The sequence below is a fragment of the Oleidesulfovibrio vietnamensis genome (genome assembly GCF_055388115.1).
Map to the genome: position 1 here is coordinate 2,535,111 of NZ_AP042419.1, position 14,711 is coordinate 2,549,821.

16 protein-coding genes are annotated in these 14,711 nt (G+C 57.2%); 9 read left to right on the top strand and 7 right to left on the bottom strand.

All coding sequences use genetic code 11. From position 1 onward, the window contains the following. Positions 1 to 15: 15 nt before the first annotated feature. The 7 genes from rarD to ACZ5D1_RS11380 form a co-directional block, all read right to left on the bottom strand. Complete coding sequence (gene rarD / locus ACZ5D1_RS11350; RefSeq protein ID WP_011367327.1) at positions 16 to 918, bottom strand: EamA family transporter RarD; 903 nt, start codon at positions 916 to 918, stop codon at positions 16 to 18. Between the two features lie 69 nt (positions 919 to 987). Next, the gene (locus ACZ5D1_RS11355) at positions 988 to 1,542 is read right to left on the bottom strand and encodes a hypothetical protein (protein ID WP_011367326.1); all 555 of its coding nucleotides are present in this window, start codon (positions 1,540 to 1,542) and stop codon (positions 988 to 990) included. 654 nt (positions 1,543 to 2,196) lie between these two features. Next, on the bottom strand, positions 2,197 to 2,736 hold the full coding sequence (locus ACZ5D1_RS11360) for a FlxA-like family protein (protein WP_051363864.1): 540 nt from the start codon (positions 2,734 to 2,736) through the stop codon (positions 2,197 to 2,199). A gap of 71 nt (positions 2,737 to 2,807) precedes the next feature. Then, positions 2,808 to 3,287 (bottom strand): FlxA-like family protein, encoded by a 480-nt coding sequence (locus tag ACZ5D1_RS11365; protein ID WP_148204119.1) that lies wholly within the window; start codon positions 3,285 to 3,287, stop codon positions 2,808 to 2,810. A gap of 291 nt (positions 3,288 to 3,578) precedes the next feature. Beyond that, on the bottom strand, positions 3,579 to 4,115 hold the full coding sequence (locus ACZ5D1_RS11370; protein ID WP_011367323.1) for a hypothetical protein: 537 nt from the start codon (positions 4,113 to 4,115) through the stop codon (positions 3,579 to 3,581). Positions 4,116 to 4,410: 295 nt separating this feature from the next. After that, positions 4,411 to 4,776 carry an Hsp20/alpha crystallin family protein gene (locus ACZ5D1_RS11375; RefSeq protein ID WP_011367322.1) on the bottom strand — a complete coding sequence of 122 codons (366 nt, stop codon included), beginning with the start codon at positions 4,774 to 4,776 and terminating at the stop codon, positions 4,411 to 4,413. A 13-nt stretch (positions 4,777 to 4,789) separates the two neighbouring features. After that, positions 4,790 to 5,197 carry an Hsp20/alpha crystallin family protein gene (locus ACZ5D1_RS11380; protein WP_027181472.1) on the bottom strand — a complete coding sequence of 136 codons (408 nt, stop codon included), beginning with the start codon at positions 5,195 to 5,197 and terminating at the stop codon, positions 4,790 to 4,792. Between the two features lie 183 nt (positions 5,198 to 5,380). Here ACZ5D1_RS11380 and ACZ5D1_RS11385 point away from each other — a divergent pair, with 183 nt between their 5' ends. The 9 genes from ACZ5D1_RS11385 (at position 5,381) to ACZ5D1_RS11425 (ending at position 14,699) form a co-directional block, all read left to right on the top strand. Beyond that, positions 5,381 to 6,286, top strand: a complete 906-nt coding sequence (locus ACZ5D1_RS11385; protein WP_011367320.1) for a hypothetical protein — start codon at positions 5,381 to 5,383, stop codon at positions 6,284 to 6,286. A gap of 178 nt (positions 6,287 to 6,464) precedes the next feature. Further along, complete coding sequence (locus ACZ5D1_RS11390; RefSeq protein ID WP_464554925.1) at positions 6,465 to 6,989, top strand: GNAT family N-acetyltransferase; 525 nt, start codon at positions 6,465 to 6,467, stop codon at positions 6,987 to 6,989. Between the two features lie 104 nt (positions 6,990 to 7,093). Then, entirely contained in the window at positions 7,094 to 8,338 is a 1,245-nt protein-coding gene (locus ACZ5D1_RS11395; RefSeq protein ID WP_027181474.1) for an efflux RND transporter periplasmic adaptor subunit, read from the top strand. Beyond that, on the top strand, positions 8,338 to 9,036 hold the full coding sequence (locus ACZ5D1_RS11400; RefSeq protein WP_011367317.1) for an ABC transporter ATP-binding protein: 699 nt from the start codon (positions 8,338 to 8,340) through the stop codon (positions 9,034 to 9,036). Before ACZ5D1_RS11395 ends, ACZ5D1_RS11400 begins: the two co-directional genes overlap by 1 nt. A 285-nt stretch (positions 9,037 to 9,321) precedes the next feature. Further along, positions 9,322 to 9,498 carry a symporter small accessory protein gene (locus tag ACZ5D1_RS11405; RefSeq protein WP_011367316.1) on the top strand — a complete coding sequence of 59 codons (177 nt, stop codon included), beginning with the start codon at positions 9,322 to 9,324 and terminating at the stop codon, positions 9,496 to 9,498. Continuing rightward, positions 9,488 to 11,083 (top strand): sodium:solute symporter family protein, encoded by a 1,596-nt coding sequence (locus tag ACZ5D1_RS11410; protein WP_011367315.1) that lies wholly within the window; start codon positions 9,488 to 9,490, stop codon positions 11,081 to 11,083. The genes ACZ5D1_RS11405 and ACZ5D1_RS11410 overlap by 11 nt, the downstream gene beginning before the upstream one ends. Positions 11,084 to 11,233: 150 nt before the next feature. Beyond that, on the top strand, positions 11,234 to 12,598 hold the full coding sequence (locus ACZ5D1_RS11415) for an ABC transporter permease (protein ID WP_027181476.1): 1,365 nt from the start codon (positions 11,234 to 11,236) through the stop codon (positions 12,596 to 12,598). Position 12,599: 1 nt separating this feature from the next. Then, positions 12,600 to 13,835: an ABC transporter permease gene (locus ACZ5D1_RS11420; protein WP_011367313.1), complete on the top strand. Its 1,236-nt coding sequence runs from the start codon at positions 12,600 to 12,602 to the stop codon at positions 13,833 to 13,835. Between the two features lie 108 nt (positions 13,836 to 13,943). After that, positions 13,944 to 14,699 carry an acyl-[acyl-carrier-protein] thioesterase gene (locus ACZ5D1_RS11425; RefSeq protein WP_464554927.1) on the top strand — a complete coding sequence of 252 codons (756 nt, stop codon included), beginning with the start codon at positions 13,944 to 13,946 and terminating at the stop codon, positions 14,697 to 14,699. The last annotated feature ends 12 nt before the right edge of the window (positions 14,700 to 14,711 follow it).

Here is a 14,711-nt window from a genome sequence, read left to right on the forward strand (position 1 = left end):
ACACCTCGCTGCCGGCTACCCCTGTTGAACGGCCCGTCTGCGGCGTTTCCACAGAGACTCGCCGCTATATATGGCCACAGCCAGCCAGATAAAGCAGAATGATATAAGTCGTCCTGCTGAAAAAGGCTCGTCAAACACAAACACGCCCAGCATAAAAGCGATTGTGGGAGCGATGTACTGCAATATCCCCACGGTTCCCAGATGCATTCTGCGCGCGGCAAAAGCGAACAGCAGCAAAGGAACAGACGTACAGACCCCCGCACCGGCCAGCAGCAACGAAACAGCAGTTCCCGCATGGCCGAAGGCACCACCGTTGCCGTCAAGCCATACCAGATACACAAGTACCACCGGCGTCAGGACGGCTGTCTCAAAAAACAGTCCGGGCACAGATTCCACATTGGCCGTTTTGCGCAGCAGCCCGTACACGCTGAACGAACCGGCAAGCACCAGCGCCACCCACGGCAGACGCCCCAGCATGGTCAGCTGGACGGCAACCCCCGCAGCAGCCAGAACCAGTGCGGCCTTCTGGCCTTTTGACAGTTGTTCACCCAGCAGCACACAGCCCATCAGCACATTAAGCAGCGGGGTGATGTAATAGCCCAGGCTTGTTTCCAGCACTCTGCCGTTGTTAACCGCCCAGATGTACAAAAACCAGTTTCCGCCCACCAGTACACCGGCAACAGCCATGACAGCCATGTTGCGCACCGAAGAAACAGCCCGCCGCAGCTCGTCCCACCGGCGGGTGACCTGCATGAGCACAGCCACAAACACCAGTGACCAGACTATGCGGTGTCCCAGCACTTCAAGCGGAGGCACGCTGTGCAGCATTTTCCAGTACAGCGGCAAAAGTCCCCAGAGCACAAAAGCGCCGACAGCCGCCAGACCGCCGGCAACCGGATTCTTTCCGGAATCAAACATGAAAATATCTCCGCATGCGCAAAAAAAAAAGCCGGAACCCGCAGGTTCCGGCCCGTGTGAAACCGGTCGTCAGCGAGAAAAACTGCGTTCGAACAAAGCCTTGATCGCCGCTTCTCCGTCAGCCTGCATAAAGCGGGTACCCGTGGCGGTGAAATGTCTGTGCGTTATCACCGGATTTTCCACCGGCTGCCACTGGGCTTTGTCCCAGCGGTACCAGCTGCCTCTGTCCTGATCAAAGACAAACAGCGGCTTGTTGCATATCTTGGCAAATTCCGCACCCCAGCCGGTGCCGCCCTTGACGGTGTGGTCATCCATAATGGTACCCACTACAAAAACCTCGTGTCCGCTGCTCACCTGCCAGCAGATGGACTGTAGCACCTTGCGGAACAGGGGGGCACTGGTATAGCTGCGGTTCATCAGGCGGGAGACATAGGTAAGGCTCACATCCTTCAGCGCCAGTTCTTCACTGGTCAGCACCCGCACGCCGCGGCTGCGTTCGGCCTGATGGCCTTCAAAGCTGTAGTTGACCTCTTGAAGGCCGAACTCTTCAGCAAGCCTGCCGAAAACAGCCTCGGCACCACGTGCACCGCCGCTGTAAAGAATGCATTCCTTCGGATCAAGCATCGGAACCTCCAGTGTAGCGGTATGAATCATAACGGAGTCCGACCGCGGCAGGTAACGGAACCGCGGCCTTATGTGTGTACTATACCAACAACCGCGGTTCTGTATACCCCATAATGCCAGTACGGAAGACCAGCCGCGGCAGCACCCCGCAAGAGACACGGCATTACCGCCGCCGGACCGGACACGAACCGGCGGAACAGCACCGGCCCGGAAAGGCCGTCGTCATCACGGTGCATACATATTCAGGAGAATGCGTGAGCGCAGCCAACGTTTTCCACGCCGCAGCAAAACGCGGCCTGCCCTGCCTGCACAGGAAAACACATACCCGCACGGGGAAATACACCAGCAGGGGGGACTGCCGGAAAAGGAAAAAGACCACAGACAGATGTCCGGCAGGCAGAAAAAACTGCAAAAACGCGCAGACTCCGGATATCACCGGAGCGCTGCGCGGCTCTGCGGCCGGAGATGCTCCGGCAAAAACACTATTCCCGACCGGAAACCACTGACACAGGGCACAACAGGCACCTGAAGCCAGAGGTACCGGAGGCCAGAGGCGCCGGAAGCCCAGAGGCATCGGCACCGTCCTCAGCCGCACAGGGCGCAATCGCCGCGGCAGGCCCACTGCACACCGTCAGCGCCGGTCTGTTTCAGCGCCTAATCGGGACGAACCATAGTGGTGGCACCCTGCGCGCTGGTGCCGCGCCCGTCAAACGAGCTGCCGGAAGAACCTTCGGCGCCTTCACCCTGCTTCATCTGAGCCTCCGCCAGCTGCTGCTGCAACTGCATCAGCTCGTTGCGCTTCATCTCCAGCATTTTCTGCTTCGCCTCATCCGGCATACTTTTCTGTTCAAGCTCGCGTATCTCCTGCTTCAACTTTTCGATACGCTCTTTCAGCCGGTCAATCAGCTGTTCAAGGGTAGTTTTATCTTCACCTTCACCGCCATCTGCCTTGGCCGGTGCGGCTGTGAACGTAGTATCCGGTTCGCCGGCGGCCCTGCGCCTTGCCTCGTCGGATATTTCCACCACCACGCCGCCAGCGGAGGCGGCACCCTGAGCGGCTTCACCGGCTGCGGCACTGCCTGTGCGCAGTGTTCCCACAGCACCGGATTTTTTTCCTGCATCCTCGTCCACAAGATGCAGGTCACGCTTCAGCGCCGACATACCAAGCGGAAAACTGTCAAAACTAATAGCCATAACTCACCTCCGTCTGTCCGGCATATCGGCCAGACGGTGAAAAACTATAGGCCGTCCGTTGTCATGACCCATCACTTGAGTGAAGCCTGCAGAGCCATCAGCTGTTGCTCCAGAGACTGCACCTGCGCCTGCAGAGGGGCTATCTGCTGCATTTTCTGCTCATCCGAAACAGGGCTCGAAGTGATTTCGGCTATGCGGGCCTGAAGCTCTTCAATCTGCTTTTTCAGTTTTTCAATCTGCTCTATCCCGCCGTTACCGCTGACACTGCCGGAAGATGCTGCTTCCTCACCCTCCTGAGCGGCAGCCCGCGCCTTGATGCTTTCAACGGTTTCGCCTTCTTCTTCCTTTATTCCCCGTACATGCTTACTGTTTTCCAACGCGGCGGCTTTCTGCTCTTCCAGCAGACGCCAGGCTTCGTCAGAAATAGTCACCCTGTCACCCTGACCGTAAAAACCGGTAATGGAGTCGGCACTGCCGTACTGCCGTTTCGAGACCTGATGCGCAGAACCGGTCTGAAGCACATACCCGACAGAACTTCCGTCAATCTGCATGGCACCCTCCTGAACACCTTTGCAGGCGGCAAAAATTTCATTGCCGCAATCCGCTGCAAAAAATGTTCTCACACCATGACTCCGTGCAGGAAAACATTTTACTCTTTAAAATGCATGAACTTACAAACTGTACAGTCTGAAAGGAAGGCAGAATCCGGCCGCATGCGCAGCAGAAAGTGCCGTCTGAACGCTCCGCCGCAGGAGCGGCAACGGGTGGCAACGGGGTGGCAGAAGAGCATAAAAAAAACGTCCGGAACCAGCCGGACGTTTCAACGCGGCGTACAGCCGTCGTCACATGGTGCAGCGCAAAAGCTTGATGCCCTGCCTGAAAAGAATTTCCACTTTATCAGGTTTTACAAGCTGCTGCACTTTACCCACTCCGAAATTGGGGTGAGAAATAATCTGCCCCACTTCGTATGTGCTTTTCATGCTGTAAGGGGTTGCGTCGCGGTCTTCTGAACCGGCAATGGCTTTCAGCCATACTTCAGCGGTCTGTGCTGCTTCACGGGCGGCACGGGCGGCTGCGCGGGTGTCTGCGGCTTTGCGGGCAGCTTCGGAACGAGAAGCCGAAACGGTGCGTCCGGATGCGCCGGTGGTGGTAGCAGTTTCCCGTGCGGAACCTGCACGTACTTTTTTCACGGCAGGAGCCTGAGGCCGCGATTTGGGCTGCTTGGGCGGGCGGTATTTATGCTCGCTGCCACAGGCCTTACACTGAACCTTCACTACCTCATTGCCTACCATGGCCACTATCACGTGACCGGTAACGTCATTGCATCTGGTGCAGCTGGTGGTAATGTTGTCACCAGCCGTCAGTCCGGATGTACTCATGGAATCCCCTTGTGTTTCAGACGGGTAAACACCCGTAGACGAACGAATCATAGTCCGGCTCGGACAGCCGGCAAAAAAGGAGCCACAGGGCGAACCTGTGGCAGAACGCCTCTTAGGGCGGACGGGCTTAATACGCCTTTGCTGCCATCATGGCAAGCCTGCCTGTCCCCCCAAAAGCAGACAGAATGGCTTTCGCCTTTGCGCGAAAGCCATTCTGTCAGGTCGTACTCGTATCGCTTGCGGTGCCACCAGCGGCGGCACCCTTATTGAAACGGATTTGGCGACGAAAGGCAAGCTATACGGCGCGCACCTCAATACGTCTGGGTCTGGCTGCTTCCGCCTTCGGCAGATGCAGGTTCAGCAGACCGTTTTTGATGGTCGCCGTTATGCGTTCTCTGTCCACCACATCGGAAATGGTAAAGGTTCTCACAAACTCGCAGGCATCGAATTCCGCATGCAGCTTTCTGCCGGCTTTCTGTACATATGAGCTGCGTCCGGTGACAATCACTTCATTTTCTTCCAGATCAATGCTCAGTCCTTCTCCCGAAACACCGGGCAGTTCCAGCATGATGTGAAACCCGTCTTCCATTTCAAGAATGTCCGTGGAAGGAATAACTTTGGGCAATGCCTTTTCTTCGTGTTTTACAACTTCAGTGTTCATGTGAAGACCTCCATCAGGAAATAGCTATTTTTCTGGGTTTGACGGCTTCCGATTTAGGAAGAACAACCCTCAGAATGCCATTTTCGCAGGTTGCCTGCACGGCATCACGGTCAACAGGTGCATTCAGCGTAATGACACGCTGAAAAGAACCATAGCCCCTTTCCTGCCTGAAGAATTTACCAGCTTCTTTTTCCACTTCACCACGAATTATAAGATTCTTGTCAGAAATAGTAAGATCAATCTTTTCGGGGTCTACAGCAGGAACAAGAAGATCTACATAATAGTTTTCATCATCTTCAACAATGTTGAGTCCTGCAGTGGCGTTTCTGATGTATCCGCCTTTGCTGGCTCTTGCAAACTCATCAAAGAGTTTTTCAAAACTTCTCGGCATTTCATAAAGAGAACTGAAATCAATTACCATAGTAATGACCTCCTGATTCATCGTCTTGCGTTCAAGATAAAGCAGCTTTATGCGCTGTCAACAGCAGTTAATTTTTTTCTGCGCAAAAAAATGCCCTGCCGCAGCGGCGCACCCGCGGGGTTTACAACCACCCCCTCACGGGCTAAACGTGACGCGGGCGGAACACCGCCGGGAGATTTATCTATGCAGATTTATGTAGAAACAGGAAACAACGATCAACGCAGCGCCATCAAGACCGAACTCGGCATGCTGGCAGAAGCGGCCACACGGGTTCCGCTGATATTCCCCGTTGACCAGATTATAGTGCCTCAGGACTTCGACGCCAAAGTTAACGAGCTGGAAAATTCCGATGATTTCCGCTCCACCCCCGGGCTGGAGCCTGTGGCGCGCACGGTGCATACCCGCGCCGGATATGTGCTGCTGTTTCACCCCAACCTGTACACGGGCTGGTATGACGAGCAGGTACGGTTCTGCATCTACTGGCATGAATTCACCAAGCTGGTTAACCGCGGTCGTTTTCCGCTGCTTGTACGCCGGGGCCGCCCTGACAGTTTCGCAAATTATTTCATGAACCTGTACGCACTGTACGGAGAATACGAGGCAAGCCGCCGTTCATTTGAATTCCGCGATGCACTGGTGCAGCAGGTGTACAAGGCTCCCCTCTCCGCCAAAGCCCGTCAGGATCTGGAAAATTCGCTGGACGGTAACATCCGCCTGCTCAACAACCGCGGAGAGTACTACGACTGGATACGCTTTCAGATCTCCGAATACCGCAAGCATAACAACACATCGATTTTTCTTCAGAATGTGCGGCAAAAAGTTACCCAGCTGTCTTTTTCCCTCATCTATGCCTATGCCACCATGGACCACTATCCGGAATACCGCGTTAAAGAAGAAGCGCTGAAAGAAGCGCCCATGCTCAACGAAAAAACCCGTGATTTTCTGGAATACTTCCGGTTTGTCTACAACAGAGGATCGGCAGATCTTGTGGACGGTATCGGCCTGATGGAAGGGCTGTGGGCCAATTTCGGGTTCCGCTTTACCGATACGGAACGCGGAGGCATGCGCTGCGAAGTACTGGATATTTAACTGCCCCCGCAGATTGAAAAGGCCGGCCCTGTGCCGGCCTTTTTAACGTTCTGCGCATTTCTCCGCGCTTTCCCGCCTGAAAAAACACATGATGTAACACCTGAGTCTTGTCTTTTTATCCGCAATGCGTACCCTGTGACGTATGCCCCTGTATCAGCCCCTCACCCCCAGACTGTTTATGCGCCAATGGCGTACAAGCGACCTGCCCTGCTTTGCCCGTATGAATGCGGACCGCAGGGTGATGCGCTTTTTTCCCGCACCGCTCACACGCCGGCAGAGCGACGCCATGGCAGAACGCTGCAGCATGCTCATCGACAGTCAGGGCTGGGGGTTCTGGGCGGTGGAAGAGCGCAGCAGCGGCCTGTTTGCCGGTATGGTAGGTCTGCACCGTCCGTCGGGCGACCTGCCGTTTGCTCCGTGTGTGGAGGTCGGCTGGCGGCTGGACCCGGACCACTGGGGCAAAGGATATGCAACGGAAGCGGCTGCGGCCGCTCTGGATATCGCTTTCAATACGCTGGGACTCCATGAAGTGGTCGCCTTCACTGCTGTACTCAACACACCCTCTCAGGCAGTCATGCGGCGTCTGGGCATGCGACATGCCATGGATTTCGAGCATCCGGCAGTGCCTGCGGACAGCCCGTTACGGGCACACTGCCTGTACCGCACAGACAAAGAAGAGCATCAACGGCGCCACGGGCTCTGAAACAGGCCGCAACGCCGGATGCGGACAAATATCAGCACTGGATTTATGCAGGCCCCGAAGGTATACATGCAGCTTTGATCCAACACCCAACACACGGCACCTATATGCGCAAATTCATAGTCATTTCCCTGATACTTGTCTGTACGGCAGCCGCCGGCGGCTGGTTTTTCATAAATAAAAAAACAGGGCACGCCGTTGTGATCACCCGCACGCAGGAACTGCGTCCGGGCACCATACGCGAAGTGCTTGAAGCCACCGGCATCATCAAGCCGGAAGTGGGAGCCATTGTAAAAACAGGCACCCGCGCCACAGGACTCATCCGCAAAATGTACGTCCGGGTGGGCGACAGTGTGCAGAAAGGCGACCTCATTGCCGAAATAGATGACAGAGAGCAGCAGGCTTCATTAAACGAAGCCAGTGCCAATGTGGAAAAAAGCAAAGCGGAACTGCGGCAGATCGAACTTTCGTACCCGCTGCGCATTGACGAAGCCGCAGCCCAGCTTAAAGCGGCCAAAGCGGAACTGCGCTTTGCCGAACTGACGCTGCAGCGCACCCAGCAGCTGGTCACCCAGCATCTTGAAACCCAGAACAAACTGGACGACACCCAGCAGGCTGCCACGGTATCGAGCAACACCGTGCGGGCCCGTGAAGCCACTCTGCGCCGCCTCAGGGCGGAATTTGAGCTGGAGCGCACCAAAGCCCGCGAAGCGCTGCAGCAGGCTCAGGCCGGGCTGGAGTCCGCCCGCATACGCATGTCGTATACCACCATATACAGTCCCATAAACGGCATTGTCAGCCAGGTGACTGCACAGGAAGGCGAAACGGTTGTGGCCGGACTTGAGGTGGCAAACCTCATCACCGTGCTTGACCCCGACAGGCTTGAAATGTGGATATATGTCGATGAAACCGATGTGGGTAAAGTCAGGCCCGGCATGACGACGGAATTCCGTGTGGACACCTATCCCGATGCGGTGTTCACCGGCACCGTGGACCAGATATATCCGCAGCCGGAAGTACGCGACAACATTGTGTACTATCAGGCGCTGGTCAAACTTGCACCGGAAACATCGCGCAAGCTGCGGCCGGAAATGACCACGCAGTGCAGTGTCATTGTGCACGAAAAGGACAACGTGCTTGCCCTGCCCAATGCCGCGCTTAAATGGGTAGACGGCAAACAGACGGTGTTTGTACAGCGCGCCGCGGGCAACGTGGAAAAAGTCTACCCGCAGCTGGGGCTGCGCGGGCTGGACGCCAGTGAAGTCGTAAGCGGGCTGAATGCCGGAGACATGGTGGCCGTGGATGTAGATCTGGGCAGCGCCCCTGCCGCAAAACGTGGCGGGGCACACTGATGAATGAAACCGCAGCCCCGCTCATCAGCACACGCGGACTTTACCGCACGTTCACACAGGGTGACCTGACCGTGCAGGCCGTGCGACCGCTTGATATGGACATCATGCAGGGCGAATTTGTGGCCCTGCAGGGAGCTTCCGGCTCGGGCAAATCCACTCTGCTGCATATACTGGGACTGCTCGACAGGCCCACCGGCGGCAGCTATCAGCTGCACGGGCGTGATGTGGCCACCATGACCGATGACGAACTGAGCGATTACCGCAACAAGCTCACGGGATTCGTCTTCCAGAATTTCTATCTCATTCCTTACTCATCGGCGCTGGACAACGTGCTCATGCCGGGACTGTACAGCGATATTCCGCTGCGCACGCTGCGCCAGCGTGCGGCGGATCTGCTGCATCAGGTGGGGCTGGGCGACAGGATGGACTTCAAACCTTCCAGCCTGTCGGGCGGTCAGCAGCAGCGTGTGGCTCTGGCCCGGGCACTGCTGCTCGATCCGGCCCTCATTCTGGCCGATGAACCTACAGGGCAGTTAGATTCCGCCACCAGCGCCGACATTCTGGACCTGTTCTGCCAGATAAACGCCACCGGCAAAACAATTGTCATGGTAACCCACGACGAAGATACGGCGGCACGAGCCAGACGGCGGCTTTTTTTCCGCGACGGAGCCATTGAACGTGAGCACGTCATGTCATAAGAGCACAGCCATGCCGCACATTCATGATGCTCATTCCTGCAGAGAATTTTCCATTGACAGCAAAAGAGCAATACTGCACTATCCGGCCATGACACAACAGCTATCCGTTTTTTCCTTCAGCTTTTTCAGCTTTTTCTTTTTCGGTCGCACCTGTGACCGGAAGGTGGATACTGTTGTCTGAGTAACAACCGCAAACAACACAGTGCACCCGAAGGTCGCAGGCTTACCGCCCGCGGCCTTTTTTGTTTCACGCCCCGGCGGGGCAGACACGGAGGATAAAGACATATGATGCTGGGACTGGGGTCGCTGGAAGCCGCGCTGGCTTTCTGGCTGAGCATTATGGCGGCATGCGGCTGCGTAGGCTGGGGCATATGGAACTGGAACGAAAAAGGCTCTTCCGATGCAGGGCACCTGCCCCGCATGGATACCGGCAAAGCCGGAGGGACAGAGAATGACAGGTAAACTTATTGCCACCGCCGTATATCTGGGTTGCTGTTTCTGGCTTTCCTGGAAGGCTTGGAAAGAAACAGGCAGCAATGCCGACTACATGCTGGCCGGCAGACAGGCCGGGCCTTTTGTCATGGCCATGTCTTACGGAGCCACGTTCATTTCCACGTCGGCCATCATCGGTTTCGGCGGGGCCGCGGCCATGTTCGGTTTTTCCGTACTGTGGCTCACGGTGCTCAACATCGGTGTGGGCGTTTTCATTGCCATGGTGTTTTTCGGCAGACGCACCCGCCGCATGGGGCTGGCTCTCGATTCGCACACGTTTCCGGAACTGCTGGGCAGACGATATGACTCGCGTTTCATTCAGGGGTTTTCCGGCAGCATCATTTTTCTGTTCATTCCGGTTTACGCCGCAGCAGTTCTCATCGGCATTGCGCGGCTGGCCGAAGTGTCGCTGGGTGTGCCTTATGTGGCGGCACTGCTCAGCGTCACGGCCATTCTGGCACTGTATGTCATCACCGGCGGCATCAAGGCCGTCATGTACACCGACGCATTTCAAGGCACACTTATGGTGCTTATGATGCTGATGCTTGTGGGCTATACCTACTGGATGCTGGGCGGCGTCATTCCCGCGCACGAAACCCTTTCGGACATGGCGCCGCTGATGCCCGAGAAACTGCGCGCCGGCGGCATGCTGGGGTGGACACAGGGCACCGTGACCGGCTCGCCCCTGTGGCTGGTCATCTACACCACCATCGTTTACGGCGTGGGCGTGGGGGTACTGGCGCAACCGCAGCTTGCCGTGCGCTACATGACTGTGCCCTCGGACAGAGAACTGCACAGGGCCGTACTGTTCGGCGGAGTGTTCATTCTGCTGATGACCGGCGTGGCTTTCACGGTCGGCGCACTTTCCAACGCGGTGTTTTTTCAGAAGTTCGGTAAAATTGCCATACAGATGGGCGGCGGAAATGTGGACAAGATAATTCCCGCCTATGTGGAAACCATGATGCCCGGCTGGTTTTCAGGATTTTTTCTGCTGGCCATGATGGCCGCCGCCATGTCCACCATGTCGGGGCAATATCATACCGGCGGCACGGCGCTGGGGCACGACATCATCACACGCACTCTGGGCAGAAAGCAGCAGGGGCTTGCCGCCAACCGCATCGGTGTGGTCATAACCATACTTGCCTCGCTGGTCTGGGCATGGGTACTGCCCGGCTCTGTCATTGCCAGAGCCACCGCTTTTTTCTTCGGGCTGTGCGCAGCCACTTTTCTGCCTGCCTATTCTCTGGGGCTTTACTGGCGCGGCATGACCAAAACCGGCGCCAAGGTGTCCATGCTGGGCGGATTCGCAGCATCCATGTTCTGGCTGCTGTTCATCCATGAAAAAGAAGCCGCAGCCATCGGGCTGTGCCGCTGGCTGACCGGCAAAGCCACTCTGGTTGCCGACGCAGTGCCCGGTTCGGCACTGCATCTGCTGCAGTGGGTAGACCCCAATGTGGTGGCGCTGCCGCTGTCGTTTCTGCTGGCGGCGGGCGTCAGTACGGCTACCCGCCCGGTGGCACGGGAACATCTGGACCTGTGTTACAGCAGGTGCTGACGGTCCGGCACATCTGCCGGTACAATGCAGTGCCGTTATCGCCTCTGTCCGGCGTGCCGCATTTTTCCGCGGCCGCCGGACAGCCGTTTCAGGGCTTTTTTTACGCGGCGCTTACGGGTATGATAACGCATTGCAAGGAGCACCGTCACAGTGAAGTCACACCCGCACACCATATCCGGTTCGTCTGATTCTGTTCCCTCGGCGGGCACAGGGGCGCTGTCCGGTCCGCCGGATTCGCCGGCGCAGACACGGGCGCAGACACGGGCGCTGCACCGGCGCGTCATCCACGCGGCACGGGTTTTGTGGCGCATACAGCATATCGCCTTTACGGCTGTATGGGCGCATCGCCTGCGCAGTGCGTTTGTGGTCACAGCCATTGCACTGGGCATAGCCTCGCTGACGGTCATCATAGCGGCAGTGGACGGTGCACAAAAAAAAGCGCTCGAAATCACCAAAGAATTCGGCCCGGATGCCGCCCTGATTTTCGGGGGCGACATTTTCAACCGTGCAGTGGGACAGCGGCTTACCACCCTGACCCCTCATGACGCCCGCAGTATCCGGCAGATGCTGCCCGGTGTCTATCTGGTGGTGCCCATGCGCTCCAAGCGCGGCATCACGGCCAAAGCAAACGGCAACAACGCCGAAGTCGAACGCATTGTCGGGGCAACGGCAAACTATGCGGAAGCATGGAACTGGCCGCTTTCACAAGGTCGCGACTTCACTCAGGCCGATGTGGACAGAGGCGCACGGGTATGTCTGCTGGGTGTCGATCCCCGCGACAAACTGTTTGCCGGTGTTCCGCCGCTGGGCCGCACCGTGTTTCTCAACAACATCCCCTTCACCGTGGTGGGCGTGCTGAGCAAACGCGGCACGAGTTCCCCCAATGCACGGCTTGATGACCGCATTATTGTACCGCTGACAACACTGACCCAGCGCTTTAATATGGACAGGCGCCACTTTCCCGCCCTGCGGGTGAAATTCACCAATGCCGAAGCCATGGACGAGCACAAAGAGGGGCTTAAAAGCCTGCTGCGCCACCTGCACAACCTGCGTCCCGGCGACCCCGACGACTTTTCCATCATCACCGCGGATGAAGTGATGAAATTCATCGCCATGCTGCAGGGCGGACTGGTGGTGTTTCTGGGCATCACCGCTGCTTCCGCCATGGTTGTGGGAGGTTTTGTGCTGGCCAACCTGCTGTATCTGTCCATTGCCGAGCGCCAGATGGAAATAGGGCTGCGCAAAGCCATGGGAGCCCGCAACAGCGCCATTGTTCTCCAGTTTCTCATCGAATCCGTGACACTGACCGTCATCGGCAGCCTGCTGGGGCTGTGCATAGGCATCGTGCTGGGCCGTATTCTTTCCGGATTCGACCTCATCGAGCTGGAACTTTCATGGAAGGTCTTTATCATCGGCGTGGCCTCGGCCGTAGCGGTAGGGCTTGTTTTCGGCCTGCGGCCCGCACGCAACGCGGCCGCACTGGACCCCATACACGCGCTGAAAGGAAACCAGTAACATGAGCAGAACCACAGGCATGCTCAGCGGTCTGCGCATCGCGCGCCAGTCGCTTTCCACCCACCGTATGCGTACAGTTCTGGCCATGCTGGGAGTTTTTCTGGGTGCCATGGTGCTTACCGGCGTGCTTCATATTTCCAAATCGCTGGTGCGCAAGGCTGAAATAGAAACAGAAAAACTGGGGCCCAACCTGTTTCAGGCAGCATCCGGCACCATCAGCTTCCGCAGAAGCGGTTCTGCACGCTTCAGAGGAGAAACCACCACGTTTTCCCTGCGCGACGCCGAAGCACTGTTACGTTCTGTACCGCAGATAGAAAAAGGCGTGCCCTATGTCACCCGCACCATGCCCATCCGCAAAGGACGCATGGCCACGCAGTGTCAGCTTGTGGCCACCCTGCCGCTGTACACCGACGTGCGCAATATCGAAATTGATGCGGGCCGGTTCTTCACCTCTCGCGAGGTGGAAGAAATGGCTAAAGTCATCGTGCTGGGCCGTACCATTGCGGAACGGCTGTTCGGTTCCCCTGCACAGGCTCTGGGCCAGACGGTTTTCTTTTACCGCGCCAACCTTACCGTAGTCGGCATAATGGCCGAAAAAGGCAGTGATCTTTCCGGTACCGATCAGGACGAACAGGTGTTTGTGCCGCTGACAACCTACATGCGGCGCATGTCAAACCAGACATGGGTTTCGGGCGTGTTCATGAACCTGAAACGCGGCGCTTCGGAAGACGCCGCACGCAGAGCCGCCACGGAGATACTGCGGCAACGCCACGGCACTTCCGGAAATGATGACGACTTTTCCATCCTTACCGCACGCGAAGCCACGCAATTGCAGAAAAAGGCTCTGGATCTCGTATGGACGCTGGGACTGCTTTCCTCCGGCATTTCTTTTTCCGTCGGCAGTCTGGGCATTCTGTCCATAATGATTCTGCTAGTCCGCGCCCGCCGGCTGGAGATAGGCATACGCCGCTCTGTGGGAGCCACGCGGGGCAACATCATGGGACAGTTTCTTATGGAATCAGCCATCATGGCCGGTGCTGGCGGCGCCGCAGGCGTGATTACGTCAGCCGGACTGATTACAATTGTCTACTATTTTGCCGGCCTGCCGTTTGTATACGACCCGCTGCTCATCGGCGGCATATGCGCAGGCTCCGTTCTGCTGGGACTGGCCGCAGGGGCCTATCCGGCCTGGCAGGCATCGCGCCTTGAAATTCTGGCCGTACTGCGCAGCGCATGACGGTGGCCGCACATTGCGCGCCATCGCAAACCACGATATGCCGGATAAAAACAATCCACCGGCGCCCGCACCCGTTTCAGGCAGATGCGGTGCATACAGAGAGACCACATGATCCCTTTTGCAGGACACACCGGCACGGAAACGTTTCCGGTACGCACATACGATGCCGACAGCACCGGCAGAGCAGGTATACGGGCCATAGCTGATTATTTTCAGGAAGCCGCCTCCGGCCATGCCCGCACATTGGGCTTTCCTGCCGAACGCCTGAGAGCGGAACAGCTCGCATGGGTTCTTGCCCGGCTGCAGATAACTGTAAACCGCTTTCCTCCGGCAGGAGAAACAGTGACCGCCGTAACCTGGCCGGCCGCGCATGAAAGACACATGGCCTACCGCTGTTACGAGTTGTATACTCAGGATGGAGAACTGCTGGCCGCAGGTACCAGTGCATGGGTAACCATACATCTTGCGGACAGAAGCATGGTTCCGCTTCCTGATTTCATCAGGGACGGCTATCCGCAGGACAACCCGCCATGCCGCCCTTTTGAAACGCGCACCCTGCCCAGACTGCGTGAAGAAGCTGCAGGTGTGCGCATACGCACCCGCAGAGCAGATCTGGATATCAACGGCCATGTAAACAATGGGCATTATCTGCAATGGCTGCTGGAATGTATGCCGTGTGACCGGCAAAACGAGCTGCGCGCCGTGGATATATCATTCCGCGCGGAATGCTTTGCCGATACGGAAATTGTCAGCGCCAGAGGTGCACTGACCGGAGAGCACACCGTGCTGCACTGCATACGCACCGCGGACGACGCGAAAGAACTGTGCCGTGCCCGCAGCCGGTGGGCAGCCCCTCTGGGCTGAATATCACCCCGG